At 68.8% G+C, this 24,068-nt stretch carries 23 protein-coding genes; 2 read left to right on the forward strand and 21 right to left on the reverse strand.

From position 1 onward, the window contains the following. Window positions 1-93 precede the first annotated feature (93 nt). The 21 genes from IEY17_RS08420 to IEY17_RS08525 all read right to left on the reverse strand — a co-directional run bounded on the left by IEY17_RS08420 (window position 94) and on the right by IEY17_RS08525 (window position 21,308). On the reverse strand, window positions 94-249 hold the full coding sequence (locus IEY17_RS08420) for a hypothetical protein (protein ID WP_188986746.1): 156 nt from the start codon (window positions 247-249) through the stop codon (window positions 94-96). 151 nt (window positions 250-400) lie between these two features. Next, complete coding sequence (locus IEY17_RS08425) at window positions 401-1,909, reverse strand: hydrogenase large subunit (protein WP_188986747.1); 1,509 nt, start codon at window positions 1,907-1,909, stop codon at window positions 401-403. Next, window positions 1,906-3,387 carry a proton-conducting transporter transmembrane domain-containing protein gene (locus IEY17_RS08430; protein WP_188986748.1) on the reverse strand — a complete coding sequence of 494 codons (1,482 nt, stop codon included), beginning with the start codon at window positions 3,385-3,387 and terminating at the stop codon, window positions 1,906-1,908. Before IEY17_RS08430 ends, IEY17_RS08425 begins: the two co-directional genes overlap by 4 nt. Next, window positions 3,387-4,049, reverse strand: coding sequence for a hypothetical protein (locus tag IEY17_RS08435; RefSeq protein WP_188986749.1), 663 nt, complete (start codon window positions 4,047-4,049; stop codon window positions 3,387-3,389). The genes IEY17_RS08430 and IEY17_RS08435 overlap by 1 nt, the downstream gene beginning before the upstream one ends. Window positions 4,050-4,063: 14 nt before the next feature. Then, window positions 4,064-5,005, reverse strand: a complete 942-nt coding sequence (locus IEY17_RS08440; RefSeq protein ID WP_188986875.1) for a respiratory chain complex I subunit 1 family protein — start codon at window positions 5,003-5,005, stop codon at window positions 4,064-4,066. A 2-nt stretch (window positions 5,006-5,007) separates the two neighbouring features. Further along, on the reverse strand, window positions 5,008-7,023 hold the full coding sequence (locus tag IEY17_RS08445; RefSeq protein ID WP_188986750.1) for a proton-conducting transporter transmembrane domain-containing protein: 2,016 nt from the start codon (window positions 7,021-7,023) through the stop codon (window positions 5,008-5,010). Further along, on the reverse strand, window positions 7,020-7,505 hold the full coding sequence (locus IEY17_RS08450) for an NADH-quinone oxidoreductase subunit B family protein (protein ID WP_229679947.1): 486 nt from the start codon (window positions 7,503-7,505) through the stop codon (window positions 7,020-7,022). The genes IEY17_RS08445 and IEY17_RS08450 overlap by 4 nt, the downstream gene beginning before the upstream one ends. A 72-nt stretch (window positions 7,506-7,577) precedes the next feature. Beyond that, complete coding sequence (locus IEY17_RS08455; RefSeq protein ID WP_188986751.1) at window positions 7,578-7,949, reverse strand: ArsR/SmtB family transcription factor; 372 nt, start codon at window positions 7,947-7,949, stop codon at window positions 7,578-7,580. Between the two features lie 284 nt (window positions 7,950-8,233). Continuing rightward, entirely contained in the window at window positions 8,234-8,902 is a 669-nt protein-coding gene (locus tag IEY17_RS08460; protein ID WP_268240312.1) for an acyltransferase family protein, read from the reverse strand. 159 nt (window positions 8,903-9,061) lie between these two features. Further along, window positions 9,062-9,571, reverse strand: a complete 510-nt coding sequence (locus IEY17_RS08470; protein WP_229679948.1) for a TIGR02677 family protein — start codon at window positions 9,569-9,571, stop codon at window positions 9,062-9,064. Window positions 9,572-9,971: 400 nt separating this feature from the next. Then, window positions 9,972-10,247 carry a 50S ribosomal protein L28 gene (gene rpmB, locus IEY17_RS08475; protein ID WP_308423962.1) on the reverse strand — a complete coding sequence of 92 codons (276 nt, stop codon included), beginning with the start codon at window positions 10,245-10,247 and terminating at the stop codon, window positions 9,972-9,974. Between the two features lie 176 nt (window positions 10,248-10,423). After that, window positions 10,424-11,467 carry an SAM-dependent methyltransferase gene (locus IEY17_RS08480; protein WP_229679950.1) on the reverse strand — a complete coding sequence of 348 codons (1,044 nt, stop codon included), beginning with the start codon at window positions 11,465-11,467 and terminating at the stop codon, window positions 10,424-10,426. Window positions 11,468-11,478: 11 nt separating this feature from the next. After that, a complete protein-coding gene (locus IEY17_RS08485) occupies window positions 11,479-12,804 on the reverse strand; it encodes an MFS transporter (protein WP_188986753.1) in 1,326 nt (441 codons plus the stop codon). Window positions 12,805-12,816: 12 nt separating this feature from the next. Further along, entirely contained in the window at window positions 12,817-14,082 is a 1,266-nt protein-coding gene (locus IEY17_RS08490) for an acyl-CoA dehydrogenase family protein (protein WP_188986878.1), read from the reverse strand. Between the two features lie 62 nt (window positions 14,083-14,144). Further along, the gene (locus IEY17_RS08495) at window positions 14,145-15,149 is read right to left on the reverse strand and encodes an NAD-dependent epimerase/dehydratase family protein (protein ID WP_188986754.1); all 1,005 of its coding nucleotides are present in this window, start codon (window positions 15,147-15,149) and stop codon (window positions 14,145-14,147) included. Between the two features lie 31 nt (window positions 15,150-15,180). Then, window positions 15,181-16,089 carry a putative sugar O-methyltransferase gene (locus IEY17_RS08500; RefSeq protein ID WP_188986755.1) on the reverse strand — a complete coding sequence of 303 codons (909 nt, stop codon included), beginning with the start codon at window positions 16,087-16,089 and terminating at the stop codon, window positions 15,181-15,183. A 42-nt stretch (window positions 16,090-16,131) separates the two neighbouring features. Further along, complete coding sequence (locus IEY17_RS08505; RefSeq protein WP_188986756.1) at window positions 16,132-16,857, reverse strand: DUF2306 domain-containing protein; 726 nt, start codon at window positions 16,855-16,857, stop codon at window positions 16,132-16,134. Window positions 16,858-16,885: 28 nt separating this feature from the next. After that, window positions 16,886-17,491, reverse strand: coding sequence for a dTDP-4-dehydrorhamnose 3,5-epimerase family protein (locus tag IEY17_RS08510; RefSeq protein WP_188986757.1), 606 nt, complete (start codon window positions 17,489-17,491; stop codon window positions 16,886-16,888). 37 nt (window positions 17,492-17,528) lie between these two features. Beyond that, entirely contained in the window at window positions 17,529-18,749 is a 1,221-nt protein-coding gene (locus tag IEY17_RS08515) for a class I SAM-dependent methyltransferase (protein ID WP_188986758.1), read from the reverse strand. Window positions 18,750-18,801: 52 nt separating this feature from the next. Further along, window positions 18,802-19,923 (reverse strand): DegT/DnrJ/EryC1/StrS family aminotransferase, encoded by a 1,122-nt coding sequence (locus IEY17_RS08520; protein ID WP_188986759.1) that lies wholly within the window; start codon window positions 19,921-19,923, stop codon window positions 18,802-18,804. A 32-nt stretch (window positions 19,924-19,955) separates the two neighbouring features. After that, window positions 19,956-21,308: an NDP-hexose 2,3-dehydratase family protein gene (locus IEY17_RS08525; RefSeq protein WP_188986760.1), complete on the reverse strand. Its 1,353-nt coding sequence runs from the start codon at window positions 21,306-21,308 to the stop codon at window positions 19,956-19,958. A 498-nt stretch (window positions 21,309-21,806) separates the two neighbouring features. Here IEY17_RS08525 and IEY17_RS08530 point away from each other — a divergent pair, with 498 nt between their 5' ends. Both IEY17_RS08530 and IEY17_RS08535 read left to right on the forward strand, forming a co-directional pair. Next, window positions 21,807-22,802 (forward strand): ATP-binding cassette domain-containing protein, encoded by a 996-nt coding sequence (locus IEY17_RS08530; RefSeq protein ID WP_188986761.1) that lies wholly within the window; start codon window positions 21,807-21,809, stop codon window positions 22,800-22,802. Further along, window positions 22,799-23,650 carry an ABC transporter permease gene (locus tag IEY17_RS08535; RefSeq protein WP_188986762.1) on the forward strand — a complete coding sequence of 284 codons (852 nt, stop codon included), beginning with the start codon at window positions 22,799-22,801 and terminating at the stop codon, window positions 23,648-23,650. Before IEY17_RS08530 ends, IEY17_RS08535 begins: the two co-directional genes overlap by 4 nt. Window positions 23,651-24,068: the final 418 nt, after the last annotated feature.

A 24,068-nucleotide genomic window follows, 5' to 3' on the forward strand; every position in this document is an offset into this window, starting at 1 on the left:
GCCGACTTGGGGGACAGCATCGCCGATCTCCTGTTCTGGTATCTCAGATTCGTGTTTTCCGGCGTGCCGCACCGATGCAGGTGCACACCGAGATCAGCTGGTGGCGGGGAGTTGCGACAGACCGGCCGGTCCGGTCGGCGAGTCCACCAGTTCGTCGATGATGATCAGGTCCAGTGCGACGTGGAAAACGTTGCGGGCCAGTCGCTTCGCGATGCGCAGCGCCGGGTCCGTTCCCTTCGCCCGTCGCACACCTTGACCATAAGAAATACGAACCTGCGATTCCAATTTTGTGTAGGGCACGTCATACCGCCGTGGTGTGTCGGGCACGTCATACCGTCGTTCTTGGCTGGTGTTAGGAAGATTCTCGGCGGAATGATCGAGAACTGGTGCGGCTGCGCAATTACAGGTCGTTGCCCGCGTAGGAGAGGTTGAAGCTCTTGTTGGTCAGGGGGAAATCCGGGACGATCGTGTCGGCCAGGGCGACCGGCAGCGCAGGCCAGTTGAAGAAGCTCGGGTCGACGACCTTGACCCGGGTCAGCGTGCCGTCCTCGGCGAGTTCCACCCGGTGCACGGTGGTGCCGCGCCAGCCCTCGACGATGCCCACCCCGGAGCGGGCCGTGCCGCTCTCGGGCGGTGCTGCGGTCGCGCTCGTGCCCCGGTGGTCCAGCCTGCCCAGGAGATCGGTGATGTGCGCGATGGCGGCGGTGATCTCCTCGGCGCGCACCAGGAACCGGGACAGCACATCGCCGTCGGTGCGGGTGTGCCGGGTGCGCGGAAGTTCGTCGGGCAGGAACGGGTGGTCGTGCCGGGCGTCCACGGCGTGACCGCTGGCGCGCGCGACGTAGCCGAGCGTGCCCAGGTCGTACGCCTGTTGCGCGGTGAGGATGGCGGTGCCGGCGAAGCGGTCGCGGACGACGGTGTGGCCCAGCGCCAGGTCGACGATCTCGGCGGTGTCGCGGCCGATGGCCGCCAGCTGCTCGGGGTCGGGAAGCGTGACGGTGGTGACTCCGCCGGGTACGATGGCGCCGCGCAGCAGCCGGTGACCGGTGGTTTGGTCGTTGATCCGCAGGAGTTGTTCGCGGATGCGCTGGGCGTGGGCGTTGAGGATGCCGTGACCGACGTCGTTGCACAGCGCGCCGATGTCGGTGATGTGGTTGTAGAGTCGTTCCAGCTCCAGCAGGATCGCGCGGATGCGCTGCGCGTCGGGCGACACGGTCACCTCGAGGGCGTCCTCCACGGCCAGGCAGAAGGCCAGCGCGTGCCCCACGGCGGTGTCACCGCTGATGCACTCGGCCAGCGGGACCGCCTGTTCGGGGCGGCGGCCCTGGAACAACCTTTCAAGTCCTTTGTGGACGAACCAGAGGCGGGCCTTGAGGTTGAGGATGGTCTCGCCGACCACGGAGAACCGGAAGTGCCCCGGCTCGATCATCCCGGCGTGCACCGGACCCACCGGGATCTCGTAGACCCCGGGACCTTCGACGGTGCGGAACGGGTACGGTCCGGCGACGTCGCCGAACTCCGGCGGGTCGCCGGCGTCGGCGCGCATCGGATACCAACCCTGCGGCCAGTGGAAGTGCCGGACCAGCCGGCGCGGTAGCGGGTGCTCGGTGGGCACGATGCCGAACAGGTCGCGCATCTCCCGCTCGAACCGGCCGGCGGGAAACGACAGCGCGGCCAGACTTGGCACCCGCGGATCGTCGCGGTCCAGCGGAACCCGCAGCTCCACGCGGCGGTCCGGATCAGCGGCGGTGAACAGGTACACCGCCCGCAGCCGGTCGCCGTCGTCGTGACCGGCGACCAGCGCGACCCGGAACCCGTCGGCCAGCAACGATTCCGCGTGCGTGGGAAGCTCCTCGGGCGTGATGGTCAGGGCGGTGCGGTGAGCACCGACCGTCTCGCCAGCGGTCATCGGGCGCCTCCCAGCAGCTGAGCAGCGTCGGTGAGCAGGGGTGTGAGGGGAGCAGCGGTGACACCGAGTGCGGCGCAGGCCACGAGGCCGCCGACCAGCGCGATGCCGATCGACACCGGCACCCGGGACACCGCGGTGGCGGCACCGGGCCCCTCCGGTGGGGTGCCAAGCAGCATCCGGCTGGTGTGACCGATCAGCGCGGCGGCGATCACCAAAACCAGCAGCAGCGCGGCGGCGATCGCCCAGCCCAGGGACGTGGTGAAACCGGCCCGGGCGATGCCCAGCTCGCTGGCGAACAGGCTGAACGGGGGCAGGCCGATCAGCGCCAACACCCCGAGCCCCAGGCACCCGGCGAGCAGCGGACTCCGGGTGGCCAGGCCGCGGACTTCGTCGATCCGACTGGTGCCGGTCAGTTGCAGGACCCGGCCGGCGCCGAGGAAGGCGACGCCCTTGGCCAGCCCGTGCCCGAGGATGTGCAGCAGTGCGGCGGCCAGCGCCAGCGGCGTGCCGATCGCGGCGCCCAGTGCGACCAGCGCGAGGTGCTCAATGCTGGAGTAGGCCAGCATCCGCTTGTAGTCGCGCTGGGCCAGCAGCAGCGATGCGGCCACCAACAACGAGGCCAGTGCCATGCCGACCAGCAGTGCCCGGGTGAACCCGGTGCCGAGCGCGGCGTCGGCGATCACCTTGATGCGCAGGATCGCGTAGAACGCGACCGAGAGCAGCACCCCCGACATCAGCGCGGACACCGGTGCCGGGGCCTGGCTGTGGGCGTCGGGCAGCCAGGCGTGCAGCGGCGCGAGCCCGGCCTTGGCGCCGAACCCGATGATCAGCAGCACGACCGCGATGCGGGTGACGCCGGGGTCGAACTCTGCCGCGTGCGCGGCCAGGTCGGCCAGTTCCAGCCCGGCCGCGCCGGGAGCGTGCGCCGCGGCGTAGTTGAGCAGGAAGGTGCCCAGCAGCGCCACGGCGATCCCGGCCGAGCAGATCACCACGTACTTCCAGGCCGCCTCGACCGCGGCGCGGGTGCGGCGGTGGCCGACCAGGAAGGCGGTGATGATGGTGGTGGCCTCGATCGCCACCCACAGCACGCCCAGGTTGGCGGCCAGCACCGCGGCGACCATCGCGGCCAGGAACAGCTGGACCAGCACGCTGTGCCGGGTCGCGCTGCGCGGGGTGGCCCGCCCGGCCGTGATCTCACCGCGCAGGTAGCCGGGCATGGCGGCGGTGGACAGCGAACCGACCGCACCGATCACGATGAGCATGAACGCCGAGAGCGCATCGATCCGTACCATGCCGCCGAGTGCGGTGAGCGGGCCGATGCGGTGCACCTCGACGGCGAGGGCGGCCGCGGCGGTCAGCACCAGCACCGCGCTGGCGACGCTGGTCCAGCAGGTCGCCCTGCGCCAGCCCGCGCCGAGCTGGGCGAGCGCGCCCAGGACCGGCACCGCGACAGCAGCGAGCATCAACACCGTGGTCATCAGTCGCGCAACTCCCGCAGCTCGTCCAGATCGGTATCGCCGAACGCCTCCCGCATCCGGGCGGTCAGGATCTGCAGCACCAGCACCGCGAACAGCACGTCCAGCGACGCCCCGAGTTCCACGATCAACCCCGCCCCGGCGGTGGTGAGGAATCCGACCGCGGTGATCCCGTTGTCCAGCAACAGGAAACCGACCAGCTGTGAGAGCGCCAGCCGCCGGGTGACCAGCACGAAGAACCCGATCAGTGCCACGGCCATCGCGACCGGGATCGCCTGGGTGGCGGGTGCGGGAGCCAGGGCGACCAGCGGCCGGGACACCGCGTGGGCCAGCAGCGTCAGCACCGCCGCGGCCAGCAAGGATGCCGCGACGTTGACCAGCGGCCGGGTCTCGCGCCGCTGGTCGCCCGCGCTGGCCAGCGCGCGGCGCAGCAGCACGGGCAGCACGCCAGCGCGCAGCAGCAGGACGCTGGCGGAAACCACCCACAGTTCGGTGGAGTTCTCGTGCGCGGCGAGGATCGCGACGAGCACGGCCAGGGCGACGCCCTGGGCGGCGAACACCCGGATGATGACGGCCAGTTCGCGGCGCCACAGCACCAGGACCGCAGTCAGCAGCAGCGCCCCGCACGCCAGGTCGAGCAGTTGCACGGAGAGCGTCTCGTCCATCCGCATCCTCCTCGTCAGGCCAGGAAGAACGAGGCGCCGACGGCCAGCAGGGCGAGCAGGAACGAACCGGCCAGCAGCTCGGGTACCCGGAACAGCCGCAGCTTGGCCAGGAACACCTCGCCGGCGGCCAGCACCGAGCCGAGCAACCCGACCTTGACCACCAGCGCCAGCACACCGACCAGCAGCGCGACCGGGGTGAGCGTGGTGGCGATGCCCCAGGGCACGAACAGGTTCGCCAGCAGACCGAGCAGGACGCTCAGCCGCATCGCCGAGGCCCACTCCACCAGCGCCAAATCCCGGCCGGCGTACTCCAGGACCATCGCCTCGTGCACCATGGTCAGTTCCAGATGCGTGGACGGGTTGTCCACCGGCAGGCGCCCGGTCTCGGCGATGATCACCACGATCAGGGCGACCGCCGCCAGCAGGCTGACCGGGGAGATCACCCGGGCCGGTTCGTGCAGCATCGAGGACACGATCGCGGCGAGGTTCGTCGACCCGACCGGTACCGACAGCGCGAAGATCGCCGCCAGCAACGTGGGTTCGACCAGCGCGATGATGGTCATCTCCCGGCTGGCACCCATCCCGCCGAACGCCGTGCCGGTGTCCAGCCCGGCCAGCGCCAGCGTTGCGGTGCCCATCGCCAGCAGGGCCACCACCGCGAACAGGTCCCCCACCGAAGCGATCGCCGACGCGGTCGTGACGAACGGCGTGACCACCGCGACGACCAGTGTGGTGGCCACCAGGAAAAGCGGCGCGATGCGGAACATCTCGCTGGTTCCGCGTGGCGTGACCGGTTCCTTGCGGAGCAGCTTGCGCAGGTCCCGCCACGGTTGCAGCACACCCGCACCCTGGCGGCCCTCGAGCTTGGCCCGGACCTGCCGCATGGCACCGACCAGCAGCGGCGCACCACCCACGACCAGTACCGCCTGCACGACGCCGCCGACCACAGCAAGCATGCTCACCGGGTCACCGCCAGCAGGATCAGCAGCGCGCAGATCGTGTAGAAGCCGTAGCCGAGGTAGCGGTGCACGCTCCCGGTCGCCAACCGGCGTCCCCAACGACCCAAGGCCGACACGGCTGCGAGCACCGGTGCGTACAGGCGGCGTTCGATCCGGTCGGGCACCCGCCGCCGGAACTCCACGGCCCGCACCAGGTACCGGGACTCCTCGTAGTGGCTGACATCCACGTCCTGCTCCGGTTGCACCACGTTGTCGAAAACCCGTTGCAGCGGCTCGGCGAACGACGTCGCCGTGTACTCCATCCGCTCCGACAGCGGCCCCGCACCGCAGTCCCACAACCGCGCGGCACGACGGGCTCGGCGAGCCGACACCACCCGGACGACCACCAGGGTCAGGGCGGCCGCGACCAGGAGCGCGAGGGTGAGCATCAGCGGGGACAACGCCCCGGCCACCCCGGTGAGCTGGAGGGTTGCCGTGCCGGTGACCGCGGGATCGGCCGTGCCCAGCGCGCTCCCGCCGGCCGCCGACACCGCGGGCAGCACGAGCGTGGGGACCAGCGCCAGCACCGCGCAGGCCAGTCCGGCGAGTGCCATCCCCGCGAGCATGCTGGTTGGGCTCTCGTGCGCGGCCGCCGCGGCGCTGCTGCGGGGCCTGGCGAGGAACCCGACGCCGAACGCCTTGACGAAGGTCGCCACCGCCAGCCCGGCGGTGAGCGCGACCGCGGACACCGCCACCGGCAGCACGACCGCTTCCACGGTGCCCGAAGCGGGCAAACCGTGGATCAGCGCCTGCAGCAGCAGCCATTCGGACACGAACGCGGTACCCGGCGGCAGCGCGGACGCAGCGAGTGCTCCCCAGCCGAATGCCGCGGTGGTCAGCGGCATGCCCGTGCGCAGTCCGCCCAACGCGTCCAGATCACGGGTGCCGGTGGCGTGCAGGACGGAGCCCGCTGCGAGGAACAGCAGCGTCTTGAACGCCGCGTGGTTGCAGATGTGCAGCAACGCGGCGGCCAGCGCCACCCCCGCCAGTACTCGATCGCCGTTGGCGGAGAACAGTCCGGCTGCGCCGATGCCGATCAGCACCAGCCCCATGTTCTCGGTCGTCGACTGCCCCAGCAGGCGCTTGAGGTCGGTGCTCATCGCCGCCTGCAGGATCCCGTACACCGCGGAGACCGCACCCAGCGCCAGCACCAGCAGCCACCACCACTGCGGGCCGCCGTGGAGCAGGTCGAACCCGACCCGCACGATCCCGTACACGCCCAGGTTGACCATGGCCGCCGACATCAGCGCCGACACGTGGCTCGGGGCCTCCGGATGTGCTCGGGGCAACCAGGCGTGCAGCGGAAGGATGCCGGCCTTCGACGAGAAACCCACCAGCGCCACCACGAAGACCAGGTTGGCCAGGGCGGGGGAGAGCTCGGCTGAACGCAGGGCCGAGAACGCATCACCCCCGGCCGCCGCCGCGAACACCAGGAGCCCGATGAGGACGGCCACGAAACCCAGGTGGGTCATGACCGCATACCAGCGCCCGGCCGAGGCCACTTCGGGCCGGCGCCGATGCTCGGCCACCACGAGCAGTAACGAGGTCAGTGCCATCAGTTCCCAGCACACCAGGAACGTGCCCACGCTCGCCGCCGTCGGCACCAGCAGCATGGCCACGCCGAACAGCGGGAGCACCGCCTGCACCGGACGCGAGGACGAACCGCCGGACCGGCCGTAGGAGATGCCGTAGATCCCGGCGACGACCGCGACACCACCGGTCACCGCGGTGAAGAAACCGCCCAGCGCATCCAGCGCGATCGACACACCGGCCAGCGGCAGCAGCTCGGGCAGCGCGAGTGCGAAACCGGAGCCTGCCATCGCCGCGGCCCCTGCGATCACCCCGGCTGCTCCGGTCAGCGCGGTGGCGCACCCCGCTGCCGCAGCCCGGGCGCGGGTCGGCAGTGCGAGGGCGACCACAGCACCGAACACACCGATGGCCACGGCAGCGCCGAGCGCTGTTGCTGCGAGGTTCATCGACCGGTCAGCTTCCGCACTCCGTCGACAATGGCTTCCGGGCGCGGCGGGCAACCCGGGATCTCCAGATCCACCGGCACGACGTCGCGCACCGCACCCACAACCCCGTACGCACCGGCGAACACGCCGCAGTTGCGCGCGCAGTCACCGACCGCGACCACGGCCTTCGGGCCCGGGACGGCTTCGTAGGTGCGGCGCAACGGTTCGGCCATGTTCCGGGTGACCGGCCCGGTCACCACCAGCGCGTCCGCATGCCGCGGCGAGGCCACCAGCCGGGCTCCGTAGCGCTCGGCGTCGTAGACCGGGCCGAACGCCGAGCCGATCTCCACCTCGCAGCCGTTGCACGAGCCCGCGTCGACATGCCGGATCTGCACCGAACCACCAAGCTCGGCTGTGACCGGCAACGTCTCGCTCGCGGGCTGCGCGGGCGCGGGCTCGGCCACCCGACCGGTCCTGCGGATCTTCCGCCACAATCCCAGCACGTCGTTGCTCCTGATCCGGGAGGTGCGGTCGCCGCGCCGAAGGGAGGGAACAGCGCGGCGACCGCGGGTCACTCACGCTGTCGGCCCACCCCGCCGCTGGCGTTCGCTCGTCGAGGTGGACGCGGTGCGCAGGTCTTCGAGCAGCTCGACCTGGCCGGACAGCACCCCGGTGAGGATCTGCCGGGCGACCGCCAGCAGTTCCGCCACGTGCGGGCTCGTCAGCGAGTAGAAGACGGTCGAGCCTTCCTTACGTGTCACGACCAACCCGGCACGCCGCAGCACCGCGAGGTGCTGCGAGAGGTTGGCGGCCTCGATCCCCACGTCGGGCAGGATCTCGGCGACCGCGTGCTCGCGTTCGCTGAGCAACTCCAACACCCGAATCCGCACCGGATGCCCGAGCGTTTTGAAGAAGTCCGCCTTGACCTGGTAGAGGGGCCTGCTCATCAACACCCCTCCTCCTGACGTCGTGACGGACAACCCGGGCCATGGCGATCGATCGTGGTCATACCGCTGATCCTCCCTCATCGGTCCTCGCCCGAGGCGAGGGCGAGCCGGCGCGCCGCCCGCGAGGTTCAGCAGTTTCGAACCTTAGCAATTCCGAAGAGCCTTGGGTGGTGTCCTCCACCACACCGGGACGAGGGCGACGTACCCAAACCGGACGGCGCGGACGTGATGGCCACAGCTCCGCTGCGCCGACGTGCTCGGCTTCAGGTGCCAGTTGATCAGGTTCAGCTGCACCCACGGACCGTCCGCGAGCGTCGGCCGCACCAGATCCGGCGAACCCGCCGCCCAGACGACCAGCGTGACGACCACCAGCACGAGCGCCAGCGCGGGCAGCAGCCGACGAATCCGCCGCTCCAGAAGGCGACCAGCGACACCGTCCCCGTCGCCTCGACCTCCCGTAGCAGCAGACCGGTGATGAGATATCCGGACAGGGCGAAGCACAGGTCCACCTCGAGGAATTCGCCGGACAGGTGTCCGGTGTGGAACAGCAACACCGCGAGGACCGAAACCCCGCGCAATCCATCCAAAGAGGACAGATGTACCCGGCCCCCGCTGCCAACCTTGCTCAGGGCTTGCACACGCGTCATGGTCAACACCACTGGCTGTCCGGTTTCGTGCCAGGCGGCCAGGGCACGGCCGGTCGGTGTGTGGTCGTCACCCCGCAGGCCCAGGGTCAACACGGTGCTGGACACGTCGTCACGCAGCAGGCCGACCGACGCCCATACCTCGCGGCGCCATTCGGCGCGTCGGACACCGCGTCGGCGTGCGGATCGGCTCAGTCCACCGCCGGGGTGAGCACCGCGTTCAGGTTCACCGACGCAGGTTCGCCGATCCGCAGCAGGACGTCGTCGGTGTCCGCGGCACGAACCTGGCGAGTTCCCCGGCCGCGGCATGACCGGTGGCGCTTACCGCCGTCGTGATTGGGTTCGGTCCGGCGAGCGTCTCGACCCACAGCTGGAGTTCGGCCATGACGGTGGCAAGAGGTGGTCGATCAGGCGGTCCTTGTAGGCACGGAACGCGTCCAGGTCGGCGTCGTGCAGATCGATGGTGCGCTACAGCGAACTCATGAACGCCTGTGCGTTGTCGGCGAGATCGGTGAAGCGGTCAACGAGTGACCGCAGTGACAGATGCATTTTCGCCGGGTCAGGATCATCCTGCTGCGCCATTTCCAGCAGGACGCGCAGCTGCGTTGCGATGTCGGTGAGCGCAACGGCCTGCAGTGCCCCGCGTCTGCCGAGGGCCTCGTCATAACTGGCGAGCGCCTGCTCGGCGGCCTCGCCCGCATGCGTGAGCTGGTAGAGGAACCGAGCGCGGTGGAAATCCTCGACCGTGGTGACGCGACTGGTGTCCGGATCGGCGCGCAGATTTCCCCACTCCACCAGCCTGGAAAGCGCATCGACGATGGCGGGCACATCCCCGCCGATGGACTCGTGGACATCCTCGGGCCGAAGATGCACGATGAACCGGCGCTTGGCCTGCACGAAAGAGCCCATGATGCGGCGGTACAGCTCAGCATTGGGTGCACTGAGATGGGCGAACGGACGGAAGTCGACCCCCGTCAAGTGGGTACCCTCTCTCGACGGCCGCCGTCGAGGGTACTGCAGGCCCCAGGACGCGAGCGCCGCCCATCGAGGGCTCCGGGAAGTCCGATGATGGCGAGGGCATCACTGGCCCAAAGCCGACGAGCACAGGCGTACCGGTGGAGAACTGTTCAGGAAGGAGTTCCGGGGCTGGTCCGGATTCCTCGGACAGGTCTCGTCACAGCGAACCGGTGCGGAATCGCTGTGACGAGACCCTCCAGGACCAGGTGGTGATCGGCAAGCGTGCTACCGCGCAGACCTCCCGAAGGGCGGGCATCAACAGTGCCACCCCCTGCGACACCTCATCGGAGATCGCGCCAGCACGAACGGCCTGTCGATCACGGCCTGTTGCCAGGCCGAACTGTCGAGACACGCCCTGGGATCAGGCCGAGGCCTTACGAGCGACCTTGCCCTTCTTCAGGCACGAGGTGCACACCTTCAGCCGAACCGGGGTTCCGTTGACGACTGCCTTCATCGGCTGGAGGTTCGGGTAGAACATCCGGGACGAGCGGCCCTTGATCCGCCGCTTCTGGGCGCGAACACCGAGACGCGCCACCCGCCGACCGAAGGAAGGCGCCTTGTCGCAAACATCACAACGCTTAGACATCGAGCTCTCCGTATCGATACGTGTCGCGGGCGCAGAGCTGGCCTTCCCCATGAAGGACGCCGCTGAGCCCGTCCCATCCTAGCCCCCGCTGACCGGCACCGTTCGGCCCCCTGGCTGGACCGTGGCTGCCCGCGAGCCGGTCGAACGGTCGGACTATCGCCGTACCGGCCGCCACCGGGATCGGTCACGAGCGGCCCGGAAGCTGGCGCATGGTTATGCAACTCGGCTCAACGGCATTCGGCGACGACGGTCACCTCGTGCCTGTTGTGGTGCAGCTGCCTCGCGGCGCGCACACGGTAGCGCTGACGCAGCAGATCGAGGCACTCCCGCACCACCTTCACCGACCTGTGCCCGGAGAGTTTCAACGTGACGACGGCCAGTGCGCTTGGCCGCAGCAGCTGGGCCGCGTCCAGCATCAACCGGCACGAGAGTTCCGGATCCATCTTCATGTCGTTGACGACCATGTCGAACCGGCGGTGCTCGCTGCGGAAGAAGGCTCCCGCGGTCATCTGGATGTGCCGCACACCACGATCCCGGCGGAGTCTGTCGTCAAGATCCCCGGGGTCGATCGCCCACACGGTGATCCCGGAACGGCGCAGAACACGTGTCCAGCCACCCGGGCTCGCGCCCAGATCGAGTGCCGTCCCGGACGACGGGGGGCGAATCCCGAACGTCTGGAACGCCTCCTCCAGCTTGAACTCGGCACGGGAGACCTGGTCGTCGCTGCGGGCCAGCCGGGTCCGGCCGCCCGGCCAGTCGCTCAGCTGCTCGGCTGCGGAGGCGAGACCGATCGACAACCCGGCCCTGGTGAGGCAGAGCGACAGCGTCTTCGGCATGTTGGCGCGCCCGGTCGTCTTCCCCATGCCGGTCAGGGCCGCCATGCAGCGCCGGGCGAGCTCCGCGGAGCCATAGGATGCGGGGTTCTGCCCGCTCACCCAGGACTGGACCGCGAGTTTGTCCGCATCGACCTCGGCGGCCACCCGCTGTACGTGGTCGACCGCGGCGTCCAGGTCGCCGACCGCGGACAGCGGTAGCTCGGCGCGCTCGGCGGTGAGGTGCTTCACGAAGGCCACCGGCCGGTCCTCGCAGACCCGGGCGAGATGCCCGATGCGGACCCCCGGGCCGGACAGCCTGCCGAGGTCCGGCCCGAGCCGCTGCACGCTGACCGGCCCGGTCTGGTTTCCCGCGTAGACGTCGAGCAGTTCCGCCTTGGCGGCTTGGAAGTACTCCGGAGAGGTCGAGAACAGCACTCGTTCCCCGTCTTGGACCACGGGGGGACATGCTAGTCGGCATCAACCGACCGGCCCCGGTGAACCCCGTCCGCACCGTCGTCCCTCCGCTGCGCCGCGGTCGTCGAGAAGCCGAACTGGGCAGGTCGCTGCGGCAGCCAGCAGGCGATCACGGCGCCGACCGCGGTGGTGGCGACCAGCAGCCCGAAGGCCGCCGTGTAGGAGAACCGGTCGACCAGCCAGCCCATCAGCAGCGGGGCGATGGCGGCCGCGACCTGGCCACCCAGGTTCAGCATGCCCATCCCGATCCCCGCATGCTCGGTCGGCAGCACCCGCATCGGCAGCCCGAACAGGCACATCGACCCCAGGCTGGCCACCCCCAGCGCGATGGTCTCGTACACCGTGAACTGCACCGCGCTGGACGCGGTGAGCATCAGTGCCAGGAAGATCGCGGTGACCGCGACGATCGGTACCAGGAACCACCTGATCCGGTCGTGGAAGAAGCGGTCGAACAGCCAGCCACCGAGGATGGTGGTGCCGACCGTGACCAGCATCGGGATCGCGGCGAGCACCCCGGTGGTCTGTATCGAGAGGTTCCGGCTCTCCAGCAGGTAGCTGGGCACCCAGCTGACCAGGCCGGAGACGAGCAGGTTCATCGCACAGAACAGCGCGGCGAACTTCCACACCTGCAGCGACCGCAGCACCTCCCGGCGCGAGGCGGTGGTCGTCCGGCCTGCCGCGTCGACGGCCCTGGTCAGCGCGGCAGGCAACGGCCGGGGCAGCAGCGCCCAGAGCAGGACACCGATCGCCGCCCCGCAGGCGGCGAGCCAGAGGAAGGAGCTCCGCCAGCCAGCGGCGGCGATCAGCGGCGCGACGATCAGCGGCGCGATTCCGGGCCCGAAGCCGCTCGCGGACATCACCACGCCGGTGACGGTGCCCCGGTTCTTCGGGGTGGTCCGCTCGGCGACCGCCTTGAACGAGGCCGGCGGGAAGCAGCCCTGCGACGCGCCGAACAGTGCCCGTACCGCGAGCAGTCCCGCGAAGGTCCCCATCAGCCCGGTCAACCCGGTGAAGGCCGACCACAGCACCAGGGTCGTCAGCATCAGCCCGCGGGCGCCGAACCGGTCGGCGAGGTAGCCGGCCGGTACCTGGCAGAGGAGGTAGACCACGGAGAACGTGGTGAACAGCAGGCCCTGCATGGTCTTGCTGAGGCCGAACTCCTCGCCGATGAAGGGCATGGCCATGCTGATGGCGAACCGGTCGACGAAATCGATCGTCCAGGCCAGCAACAGCACGACGATCGTGAGGTACGCGGTCCGGCGGACCCGGTTCGCCGCGGGCGCCGGGTCCAGCGTCGCCGAAGATCGCAGCACCGGCATCACCGTCCTTCCTCACCGGCTGGCCGCTGACTGGGCCGCCCGCGCCTTCATGTAGTCGTTGTCGTGCGCGATGCCCAGCGCCTGGGCGCTCAGGAAGTCGACGCCGTCGGGGTAGGTGTAGGGCTGCATGAACCAGCCGGCCCGGATGTCGCGGTAGAGCCGGGAGAGCGGATGGGTGTTGACGTACGTCGAGCCGCCCACCACGGTGAGGCAGTCGTTGACGATCTTGAGCCCGAGCTCGTTGACGATCATCTTCGCGTACTGGAACGCCCGCATCATCCGCCGCCCGCGTTCCGCCAGGTCGCCGCTGAGGTCGGCGGACAGCAGGTCGGCCTCGGCCAGCGCCGTGCCGGTCGTCGAGCGCAGTGCGAACAGGCGCGCGTCGATCTCGGCGACCAGCGTGCGGATCGCCGCGGCCGGGGCCGCCGAGCGTTTGCCGCAGGTGGCGACGGCGATGTCGCGGGCGGCCTGCGCGATGCCCGCATAGATCCCGAGCATGGTGATCGAGCTGACGGTCTGCCCGGCCAGCGCCGCGTCGTCGGCCGCGTCGATCGGGCCGCGCATGAGGACGTTCTCGGCGGCCACCGGGCAGTTGTCGAACACCACGTCCAGCGTCCCGGAGGCCCGCATGCCGAGCCCGTCCCAGTTGTCGAGGACCGTGAGCCCGGGCGCCTCGCGGGAAACGACCGGGGCGGTCAGCATGATCGGCCCGTCCTCGGACCGCCACTGCGCGTAGACGACGAAGTCCGTGGCGATGGGAGCCATGCTCACCAGGGTCTTGCGTCCGGACAGCAGCCAGTCACCGTTGCCGTCCGGGGTCAGCGTGGTGACCGCCGACCAGTGGTCCTTCACCGCCCCGCACACCAACGTCTCCCCGGTGGCCATCCCGCGCAGCAGGCGTTCCGCCAGCGCCTGCGCCTGCGGTGCGCCGTGCTGCCATTCGTAGGTCAGGGTCAGCCCGCGGCTGAACTGCACGTGCAGCGCGAGCGCCGTCGAGGCGTCGACCTCGGCCAGGGTCAGCAGGGCGAGTGCCACGTCGTACAGCCGGTCGACGCCGAGACCACCCAGTTCCTTGGGCACGGTCGCGCCGAGCACGCCGTCCTTGCGGAAGGCATTGAAGACGTCAGTCGGGAAAAGGCCGTCGCGGTCGTTGTCCGCGGCTCCGGCGGCCACTTCGGGCAGGCGCGCGGAGAGCAGTTCGACGAGGTTGCGTCCCTCCTCGGTGACCGGTTCCCGCAGGTACGCCGGCGAGATCTGGTGCTCGCTGTTGTTCATCATGGGCATTCCACTTTCCTCTGACACCGATTGGGCTCGTCCGCGGCGGCGAAATCCACGCGTAATCACTCTGTTTCCGGGGCGCCGGTCAACGCGGCAACGGTGCGCTCCAGCCCCTCCGCCAGAGTTGTCTCGGGGCGCCATCCGGTGACCGCCCGGAAGGCCGAGGAGTCGACCACCATGCTGCACAGGTCCGTGGGCACGGCATCGTCCGGAGGCGGCACCGAACGGACCGGCACTTCGGGTTTTCCGGTGTAGGCGGCGACCAGTTCGGCGACGCGGCCGAAGACGTCGCGGAGGCGTTCGCCCCGGCCGGTACCGATGAGCCAGTGCCGCCCGGACAGCGCTGCCGCGTGGTCGATCGCGGCCACGAAGGCCGCCGCCACATCGCGCACGTGGACGAAGTCGCGCAGCACGGTGCCGTCGTGCCACATCGTGAGCGCTTCACCCGCGATCGCGCGCCGCACCATCGTGGTCAGCACACCGGGATCCGGCGGACCGGACGCCGAGTCCTGGCCGAAGACCGTCGACAGCCGCAGCGTGATCCCGCGGACCGCACCCTCGGCGGTGGCGGCGGCGAGGAGCTCCTCGGCGGCCTGCTTCTGCCTGTCGTAGGGGGTATCTGGCCGGTCGGGCTCGGAACCGTCGACCGGCACCGCGGGCGGCACGCCGACCTGCGACGACGAGCCTGCGAACACCACGGCGGGTGGGGGCCCGCAACCGGCGTGCGCGCGGAAGTGGTCCAGGAGATCACGCATCACGCCGACGTTCACCCGCTCGCTGCGCGGCGTTTGCTCGACCCCGCGCCAGCCCGCGGAATCCTTCACCAGGTGGATCACCGCGTCGGAACCGGCGAGCACGCCGCGGAGATCCACCGGCTCGGTGAGATCGGCGGTGCGGACCTCGATGCGTGCCCGGGCGTGCGGGGGCACCGGAGTCGGGCGGCGGGCAACGACCCGCAGCCGGATCGGTCGGTCCGAAAGCGCCGCCACGATCGCGGAGCCGACGAAACCGGAGGAACCGAGGATGGTCACCAGGGGCTGGGCGGCCCGCGATTCCCGACTCGACATGACTGCTTCCTTCTGCCGGTGTGCGGGCTGGTCAGGGCACATCGCGCCGGTAGAGGGCCTGCCAGTAGTAGCTCCACGGCCGCGCCCTGCTGTCGGCCACGTCGGTCCACCTGGGCCCGGGCCGGTACGCGGCGACGAACCTGGTGGCGTGCTCGGCCACCTCGGCACTGTCGTGGATGTCGAGGACATCGCGCAGCAGCCCGGTGCTCAGCGCCATGCTGACCAGTTCGGCACCCTGCGAATGGCTGTCCAGGGATTTGTCGAGGTACTTCCCGACGGGGTTCTTGACGTAGCAGTACCGGCACGTCCGGTCGATGAGGGCCAGGTACTCCAGGACGGTGTCGGCGTCCATCTCGGCGAACGAGTCGATGTTGACGCAGAGGTCGAACCGCGCGGTCGCGAAGGCTTCCTCGACGTCCTCGTTGCGCACGAACCTGACCTTGGCGAACTGGTCCTCGGGGAGCACCGCCTGCAGGTACGCCCTGGCCAGCGTCAGCGAGTTGTCGAGGTCGACGATGTGGTAGGCCGCAATGTCGTGATTGGACAGCACGGCGTGGCAGGTCCGGCCGTACCCGGCGCCGATCTCCAGCACCTCGGCGCCATCCAGGTCCACGTGGCCGCTGATGTACTCGAGCTCAAGAACCGCCTGGAGGTAGTCGAGGCAGACCGTCTCGCCGCCCACGCGGACCGTGATCGGGTCCCCGACGTCGCGGTTGCTGATGCGCCGCAGGGCGTCGAACGCGGCCGGACTCAACTGCTCGGCCAGGTTGTAGATCAGGGCCTTGAGGTACCGCACGCCGTTCGGCCGGGGATCCCACAGCGCCAACTTGAAGTTGGGTGCGCTGGACTTGAACCCGGCCAGGTCGGTGACGGGCTCGCCGGTGACGTGCGTCCTGTTGTAGTGCTCCCAGAGCGCGCTCCGGCCGTACTTTCCAGTCATTCGGGTGTTCCTCTCTGGGGAACTCGTCGTCTCCGGCGGCGTTCAGCCGACCTGGGCGGGGCCGGGGACCGCCCGGCCGAGACCCGGACGGCGCCTGCCGCGTTTCCGGTCGGTACGGCGCAGCCACCAGTGGACCAGCGCGAGGTTGATCATCCAGCTGAGCCACGGTCCCTCGACCTGGAACCGGGTGAAGGAGATGATGTCCGGCCCGATTCCCGGCAGGTAGAGCACGAAGTAGGCGACCGCGCGGCTGGTGATCACGTTCGTCGCCATCGCGAAGCTGTAGAGCATCCACCGCCGATGCTCGGCGAACCTGCGCTGGCGTACCCGCACGAAACCCATGACCGTGGTGAAGATCGAGAGACCGGCCCAGATGGCGGTGCCGATCTGCCCGAACACGGTCAGCGGGCCGGCGAGGATGAGCCCCAGGGACAGCAGCGCCGAGGGGATCATGCCCGCGAAGACGTACAGCCTGCCGCTGTACCGGTGGATGGCGGGATGCCTGGCGCGCAGCCATGGCCACAACTGCAGGCACACGGTGACGAACGTGATCACACCGAATCCGATGTGGAGCGTCATCATCGCGTAGTGCAGCGGCACCTCGGGGTTCATCGGAATCGGGGACCGCTGCGGGTCGAAGTTCAGCCATGGCGGAACCTTCCACACCACAAAGGCGCCCAGGAGCACGGCGAGCGGGATGATCCACGGCCGGTTCCACCATCGCCGGGCACGCCGGGCGGCGGGTGGGCTTACCGGGGACTGGGCCATGACCGTTCCTCTCTCGGCATGTCTCGGTTCACCACGGGCACAGCGCTGCCTCGATGGCCAGTGACTTCTCGTAGTCCGGAAGCAGTCCCGTGCGTTTGGCCTCCGCCAGCGTCGGTGCCTGCTGATCCCGGGCCGACAGGATGGGTTCGACGTCCTCCGGCACGGGAAGCGCGAGCCCGGGGTCGAAGGGGGAGATCGCCAGTTCGTTGGCGGGCACGTACTCCGAGGACAGCAGGTAGGTCATCACCGACTCGTCCTGCAGTGCCACGAACATGTGCGCGACACCCACCGGCAGGTACACCGCGCGTTGGCTTTCGTCGCCGAGCAGGACCGACTCCCAGCGGCCGAAGGCGGGGGAGCCCAGGCGGAGGTCGACCACGACGTCGAGCACCCTGCCCCGGGGTGAGTACACGTACTTGGCGACGCCCGGCGGCGTCCGGGTGAAATGCGGACCGCGCACCACGCCCCGCCGGGAAACGCTGTAGCTGACCTGCGCGACCGGGAAGGGAGGGTGCCCGACCGACTTGGTGAATTCCGATTCCTCGAAAGGGGATACGAAGAACCCGCGGTCGTCCGGAAAGGACTCCGGTTCGAAAACGAAAGCTCCGGGAATCGCCAGTTCCCGAGAAATCATGCTGACCCCTCTCGTCGGGTGTCACGATGCGCGGAACTCAGACAATCCTGACCGTCGGCACGTAGAGGATCCAACGCCCGCCGGCCTCCCGGAAGCCCTGTTCCTTGGCAATGATTTCTTCCGCGTGGTTCCAGGCGAACAGAACGGCGTAGTCGGGGTAGGGATCGCTGAAGGCCCCGGGCGGTTTCACCGGGATGTGCTTGCCGGGAGTCAGCCGCCCCTGCTTGGCCGGTGTGGAATCGCAGACGAACGACACCAGTTCGGCGTCGATTCCGCAGAAGTTGGTGACCGTGGCGCTCTTGGCCGTGGCGCCGTACCCGACGACCCGGCGGCCTTCCGCGCGCAGGGAGCGGAGCAGGCGCACGAGGTCGTCCCGGACAGTGGCCACCGCGCCGGCGAACGACCGCAGCGTCTCCGGTGCCGTCAGGCGCTGGTCGGCCTCCTCGGCGAGCAGCGCGTCGACGGCCGGGCTGGGTTGGCGAGCGCCGGCCCGGGCGATCGTGTAGCGGACTTCGCCACCGTGCACGGGCAGCCGTTGCGCGTCGACCAGCTCGAACCCGAACCGTTCGGCCGCGGCCCGCACGGAGCGAGCCGTGAAGAAGAAGAAATGCTCGTCGTAGATCTGGTCGAACGAGGTCTTGCGCACGATGTCACCGAGGTAGGGGTCCTCGAAGACGAACACCCCGCCGTCGGAGAGCAACGCGTCCACGCCGCGGAAGATCGAGTCCAGGTAGGGGATGTGGCAGATCGTGTTGGCCGCGTAGATGACGTCGGCCGGGCCGTGCTCGTCGCGCACCTCGACCGCCGTGGCCTCCTCGAAGAAGTCGGTGCGCACGTTCACCCCGTGCGACCGGGCCACCTCGGCGACGCCACCGGAGGGCTCGAACCCCAGGTGCCGGACACCGGCCTTGCTGATGGTCTTCAGCATGATCCCGTCGTTGCAGCCGATCTCCACGGCGAACGGGTCGGGCCCGGTGAGCTCGGTCTCCAGGAAGTGCTGCGCGGTCTGCTCGAAGTGTCGGCGCATCGTCGTGGAACCCGACGAGTAGTACGGGTAGTCGTGGTGGAACATGCGTTCCCGCGGCACTTCCTCGAGCAGTTGCACCATCGTGCAGGACTCGCAGTGGCCGACGGCGAGCCGGTAGAAGAACTCCCGCTCGATGTCCGATGGCGTGAGGAAAGCGTCGGACAGCGGTTGTCGTCCGAGATCCAGAAACTCCGTGACTCTGTTCCCACACACCTTGCACGCTGTCGTCATGCGGCTCCTCCGGTCGTCGTTGCGGCGTCGTGGCGGTGGCACCTGGGGGACGTCACAGCTGGGCCACCACCTCGCGGAGCGCGGCGATCACCTTGTCCTGCACGTTCCTGGGCAGCGACGGGTACATGGGCAGTGAGAAGATCTCGTCGGCCAGCCGTTCGGTCACCGGGAGCGAGCCACGCTGGTAACCGAGATGCGCGAAGCCGCTCATGGTGTGCACCGGCCACCGGTAGCTGACGTTGAGCCAGATGTCGTAGCTCTGCAGCCGCTCGATGATCTCGTCGCGGCGCGGGTGCCGCACCACGTACAGGTAGTACACGTGCTCGTTGCCCTCGGTCACCGACGGCAGGACGAGCCCGCCGGGACCGGTCAGATCGGCGAGCCCTTCGGCGTATCGCTGCGCCACCGCGCGGCGCCCGGCGATGTAGCTGTCGAGCCGTCCGAGCTTGCGACGCAGGATCTCGGCCTGCACCTCGTCGAGCCGGGCGTTGTGACCGGGGACGGCGACGACGTAGTAGCGCTCCTCCATGCCGTAGTACCGCAGTCGCCGCAGCCGGGCGGTGACGTTCTCGTCGTCGGTGATGACCGCGCCGCCGTCACCGTAGGCGCCGAGGACCTTGGTCGGGTAGAAGGAGAAGGCGGCGGCGTCGCCGAAGGTTCCCGCTATCCGGCCGTGGTGGCGGGCGCCGTGCGACTGGGCGCAGTCCTCGAGCACCACCAGGCCGTGCTCCTTCGCCAGTTCCATGAGCGGTGCCATGTCGACGCACTGGCCGTAGAGGTGCACCGGGAGCAGTGCCTTGGTCCGCGGCGTGATGGCCTCGGCCACCAAGCGGGTGTCCAGCAGGTAGTCGTCCTCCCGCACGTCGACGAATTTCGGTATGGCGCCGACGGAATCGATGGCCACCACGGTCGGTGCCGCGGTGTTGGCCACCGTGATCACCTCGTCCCCGGGGCCGACTCCCAACGCCTGCAGCCCGAGCTTCAAGGCGTTCGTGCCGTTGTCGACCGTGACGCAGTGCGCCGCACCGTGACAGCCGGCGAACTCCGCCTCGAAGCCGCGGACGCTGTCGCCGAGAATGAGCTGGCCGGATTGGAACACGGTCTCGACCGCGTCGAGGATGTCAGCCCGCTCGTTCTCGTATTCCGCGAGGTAGTCCCATACGCGAGTAGCCATCTACACCTTCCGACATACCGGTATTTGTCGTGTCACCACAGGGCGTGCGTGTGCAGTGCGGCCAGCAGGCTCCGCGCCTCCACGTTGAAGTAGTTCCCGTGCTGGTTGAGGTCGATGATCTGTCGAGCGGTGACCCAGATGAAGTCGTCGGGCACGTCGATCGGGAAGTCGTCGTCCGCCTCGATCACCAGGTAGCGGTTCTGCGCGTGGTAGAACCGGCCGCCTTCCTCCGAGTGGATGACGTCGTAGCGGATCTGGTCGGGTCGCGCGGTCAGCACGTAGTCGAGAAAGTGCGGACGCGGATCGCCGCTGCCTTCGCCGAGGTTGTCCGGTGCGCAGTGCACCGTCGGTGCCATTTCGACGACGTCATAGGTACCCGCCCCCGTGCGGGCCTGGACCAGGACGTGCAGCACCCCGTCGATGTTCTTGGTGATGAACGCGAGAATTCCCTGGCTGCGCGGCGCGAGCAAGGGTTGTGCCCAATGCGAGACCTCGCGATTGGTGGCTTCGACGTCCACTCCGAGCACGGTAAAGTACTTGCCCTGTTCGTGGTGGATGCCCTCGGCGGTGCGGATCCAGTTCCTGAGCTTTCCCAAGGGAATGAGGCGCTGGGTGAGGACGTGCCGCGCCTTGAACTCGGTGAACCAGCTGAGCAGGCCCGGCCGGTCGTGCAGGGCCCGGGAACTGCTGCTGAGCGAGTTGGCCAACGCCGCGCCGAAGGAATCGGAGTCGGGTGTGGACAGTCGGTCGGTCGGGGTGGCGAACGGGATGCAGGACAGCACCGTCCGCGCGTCCATGTTCACCAGATTGTCGATCCGCATGAGTTCGTGCAGCTGCCCGATGCTGAGCCAGCAGAAGTCCTCGTGCAGCGGGATGTCCTCCGTGGTTTCGATGACCATGTTGCGGTTGCGTTTGCGCAGGAACCAGGAACCCTGCTCAGACTGCAGCGCGTCGACCAGTACCCGGCCGCGCCGCGGCGACAGGAAGTGCTTCAGATACGGAATCGAGTTACCGCCGTGCACTCTCGTGTAGTTGCTGTACGTCGCCTGGATGGTCGGGGAGAGTTGCAGGGTGTTGACGTTGCCCGGTTCCATCTTCGCCTGCATCAGGCAGTGCAGGACGCCGTCAAACTCCCTGACCAGTATCCCGAGGATGCCGATCTCCGGCTGCACGATGATGGGCTGGGTCCAGGTGTGCACCTCGCGGCGGTCGGTGTTGACCTCGATCCCCTGCACCGAATAGAAGCGCCCACTGCGGTGCACGAGGTTCTGGGTGTCCGGCTCGAACGACCATCCGTCCAGCTGCGCGAAGGGAACTCTGGTGACGCGGTAGTCGTTTCGCCGGCGGCATGCGGCGAACCAGTCGTGGAAGTCCGCTGTGGGCATGACCGGACTGTCCCGCACCGCAGCGGACTCGCTGAATCTGCGAGCGATGTCGTCATCGGCGGTCCTGAGGCGCGTACCGCTGTCCGCGGTACCAGATACTGACACCGAAGTCTCCCATCGTCGTCACACGTTCCGATGTCGGGATGACTCGTTACCCCCATGCGGTCTCGCCCCGTATCCGGCAGCAATTTACTGAACCGGGTGACGCAGGGCCACCCCGCGCGGTGTAAACGGCATTGCCGGTCGGTTGTCGGTGTTGTTGCATTGACCATGACCGGGGACCGACCCGGCCGCGCCGACCGGTTGCCGATCAGCGGTTGACCGGACCGGCGCAGCCGTTCACCCGATTGTTCCCCTGTTCAACCGAGCGTTTTGCTCAGTTGAACACCCAGTACCTCTTGGTTCGCGCGCACGCGTGATCACCGGCGAAGAACTTGCAGCCAGATCGTCAGCCCAGCACGGTGAAGGGCGTGGAAGAGAAAGGAAACGGCCGCGCGCATGAGTGATCTGACGGGGGATCTGGCGATTGAGACAGCGGGCCTGGTCAAGATATTCGGCGACCGTCGCGCGGTGGACGGCGTCGATCTCGCCGTTCCGGCGGGCACCGTGTACGGAATGCTCGGCCCGAACGGCGCGGGCAAGACCACGGTGGTCCGGATGCTGGCGACCCTGCTGCGGCCCGACGGCGGCCAGGCCAGGGTGTTCGGCCACGATCTGGTGCGGGAACCCGACGCGGTCCGCAGGAGGATCAGCCTCACCGGCCAGTACGCCTCGCTCGACGAGGACCTGACCGGCGCGGAGAACCTGCAGCTGATCGGCAGACTCCTCGGGCACCGCAAGGCCGCGGCGCGGGAGCGGGCCGACGAGTTGCTGGCGGCCTTCGACCTGGCCGAGGCCGCGGGACGACCGGTGAAGAACTACTCCGGCGGCATGCGCCGCCGACTGGACATCGCCGCGAGCGTCCTGAGCACGCCGGATCTGCTCTTCCTCGACGAACCCACGACCGGGCTGGATCCCCGCAGCCGCAACTACGTGTGGAACATCGTCCGCGCGCTGGTCGCGCAGGGCACCACGGTGCTGCTGACCACGCAGTACCTGGACGAGGCCGACCGGTTGGCGTCCCGGATCGCGGTCCTGGACCACGGAAAGGTCATCGCGGAGGGCACCAAGGGCGAGTTGAAGTCCTCGGTGGGGGTCGGCGTGGTGCGTCTGTGGCTGCGCGCGCCGGACCAGCGCTCCACCGCCGAACGCGTGCTCGTCGACGCGTTGGGCGCCGCGGTCCAGATCGACCCCGACCCGTTCGAGCTCACCGCGCGGCTGTCACCGCAGGGCGGCGAGCAGGACGTCGGCGAGCTGTCGTCCCAGGCGCTCACCGCGCTGGCCCGCGCGGGGATCACCGTCGACTCGTTCTCGCTCGGGCAGCCAAGCCTGGACGAGGTTTTTCTCGCCCTCACCAACCGTTCCGCAACGAGCGAGGAGGAGGCCGCGGTATGACCACGACCGCCGGTCAGCAGCCGGACGCCGCACTGATCGCGCCCAGCACGGAGCGGCTCGTCGCCGTGCTGGGGGCCGGTCGGCGCCCGCCGCGTCCGGGCGCGCTGTCGAACTCGCTGGCGTTCGGCTGGCGAGCAATGCTCAAGATCAGACATGTTCCGGAGCAGCTGATCGACGCCACCGCGTTCCCGATCATGCTGACGTTGACCTTCACCTACCTGTTCGGTGGCGCGATCGCCGGCTCGTCCGCGGCGTACCTGCAGTACCTACTGCCGGGGATCATGACGACCAGCGTCCTGCTGATCACCATGTACACCGGTGTCTCGCTCAACACCGACATGTCGAAAGGCGTGTTCGACCGCTTCCGTACCCTGTCGATCTGGCGTCCGGCCCCGATCGTCGGCTACCTGCTCGGGGACCTCGTGAGATACCTGATCACCGCCGTGGTGATCATGGTGGTCGGTCTGATCCTCGGGTTCCGGCCGGCGGGCGGGCTCGGGGGCGTGGCCGGTGGCATCGCACTACTGCTGCTGTTCTCGTTCGCCTTCTCCTGGATCTGGACCATGTTCGGGCTGCTGCTGCGGTCGGAGAAGTCGGTGATGGGGGTCAGCACGATGCTGCTGTTCCCGCTGACGTTCGTCAGCAATGTCTACGTGGACCCGGAGACGATGCCGAGCTGGCTGACCGTCGTGGTCGACGTCAATCCGGTCGCCCACCTGGTCTCCGCGATCCGGGCGGCGGTCGCCGGGCGGTGGGACGGCGTCGAGATCGCCTGGGTGCTGGCGAGCTGCGTGGTGCTCGTCGCCGTCTTCGGCACGGCCACCATGCGGCTGTACAACCGCAAGTAGTCGAGGTGTACCGCCGATATTGTGGGAAAGACGGGGCTATCTGTGAAACCGACCAGGTCGCCTGTTAATGAAATGGCAAGTTGACCTTGTATCAGAGAGGTGCTATTCAGTTGACTGTTTGGTCGAACTATCACGGATGCACCAACTTGCTGGGGGAGGATCGGTGACTTCGCCGCGAAGATAGTCGCAGCATGCTCTGGTTTACGCGGCTGCTGATGTGTTCCGCCAGGTGGCCCAGCCGTCCAATTCCGTGTCGTCGGCGTCGGGAGAACTTCTGTGCAATGGAGAATCAGAGCTCATGGCGAAGTTACGAAAAATTATTGCTCGTCGGCCGTGTTTCGGGTAGGTCGTCATCCGAGCACAGCGGCCGTCGCGGCGTCGCCTGATCGCAGGAAGTCTCGTTCCGCTCATCGCTCTG

This window comes from Saccharopolyspora thermophila, assembly GCF_014646075.1.
GTDB classification, from domain to species: domain Bacteria; phylum Actinomycetota; class Actinomycetes; order Mycobacteriales; family Pseudonocardiaceae; genus Saccharopolyspora; species Saccharopolyspora thermophila.

What these genes read in the sequence shown, in the direction of transcription:
- IEY17_RS08505 (WP_188986756.1), bottom strand. Translation starts at nt 16,857, where the DNA reads ATGGCCCAGTCCCCGGTAAGCCCACCCGCCGCCCGGCGTGCCCGGCGA.
- IEY17_RS08440 (WP_188986875.1), bottom strand. Translation starts at nt 5,005, where the DNA reads ATGCTTGCTGTGGTCGGCGGCGTCGTGCAGGCGGTACTGGTCGTGGGT.
- IEY17_RS08530 (WP_188986761.1), top strand. Translation starts at nt 21,807, where the DNA reads ATGAGTGATCTGACGGGGGATCTGGCGATTGAGACAGCGGGCCTGGTC.
- rpmB (WP_308423962.1), bottom strand. Translation starts at nt 10,247, where the DNA reads ATGGGGAAGGCCAGCTCTGCGCCCGCGACACGTATCGATACGGAGAGC.
- IEY17_RS08535 (WP_188986762.1), top strand. Translation starts at nt 22,799, where the DNA reads ATGACCACGACCGCCGGTCAGCAGCCGGACGCCGCACTGATCGCGCCC.
- IEY17_RS08460 (WP_268240312.1), bottom strand. Translation starts at nt 8,902, where the DNA reads ATGCCGCGGCCGGGGAACTCGCCAGGTTCGTGCCGCGGACACCGACGA.
- IEY17_RS08485 (WP_188986753.1), bottom strand. Translation starts at nt 12,804, where the DNA reads ATGCCGGTGCTGCGATCTTCGGCGACGCTGGACCCGGCGCCCGCGGCG.
- IEY17_RS08430 (WP_188986748.1), bottom strand. Translation starts at nt 3,387, where the DNA reads ATGACCACGGTGTTGATGCTCGCTGCTGTCGCGGTGCCGGTCCTGGGC.
- IEY17_RS08490 (WP_188986878.1), bottom strand. Translation starts at nt 14,082, where the DNA reads ATGATGAACAACAGCGAGCACCAGATCTCGCCGGCGTACCTGCGGGAA.
- IEY17_RS08515 (WP_188986758.1), bottom strand. Translation starts at nt 18,749, where the DNA reads ATGACGACAGCGTGCAAGGTGTGTGGGAACAGAGTCACGGAGTTTCTG.
- IEY17_RS08525 (WP_188986760.1), bottom strand. Translation starts at nt 21,308, where the DNA reads ATGCCCACAGCGGACTTCCACGACTGGTTCGCCGCATGCCGCCGGCGA.
- IEY17_RS08510 (WP_188986757.1), bottom strand. Translation starts at nt 17,491, where the DNA reads ATGATTTCTCGGGAACTGGCGATTCCCGGAGCTTTCGTTTTCGAACCG.
- IEY17_RS08495 (WP_188986754.1), bottom strand. Translation starts at nt 15,149, where the DNA reads ATGTCGAGTCGGGAATCGCGGGCCGCCCAGCCCCTGGTGACCATCCTC.
- IEY17_RS08435 (WP_188986749.1), bottom strand. Translation starts at nt 4,049, where the DNA reads ATGGACGAGACGCTCTCCGTGCAACTGCTCGACCTGGCGTGCGGGGCG.
- IEY17_RS08445 (WP_188986750.1), bottom strand. Translation starts at nt 7,023, where the DNA reads ATGAACCTCGCAGCAACAGCGCTCGGCGCTGCCGTGGCCATCGGTGTG.
- IEY17_RS08425 (WP_188986747.1), bottom strand. Translation starts at nt 1,909, where the DNA reads ATGACCGCTGGCGAGACGGTCGGTGCTCACCGCACCGCCCTGACCATC.
- IEY17_RS08520 (WP_188986759.1), bottom strand. Translation starts at nt 19,923, where the DNA reads ATGGCTACTCGCGTATGGGACTACCTCGCGGAATACGAGAACGAGCGG.
- IEY17_RS08500 (WP_188986755.1), bottom strand. Translation starts at nt 16,089, where the DNA reads ATGACTGGAAAGTACGGCCGGAGCGCGCTCTGGGAGCACTACAACAGG.
- IEY17_RS08455 (WP_188986751.1), bottom strand. Translation starts at nt 7,949, where the DNA reads ATGAGCAGGCCCCTCTACCAGGTCAAGGCGGACTTCTTCAAAACGCTC.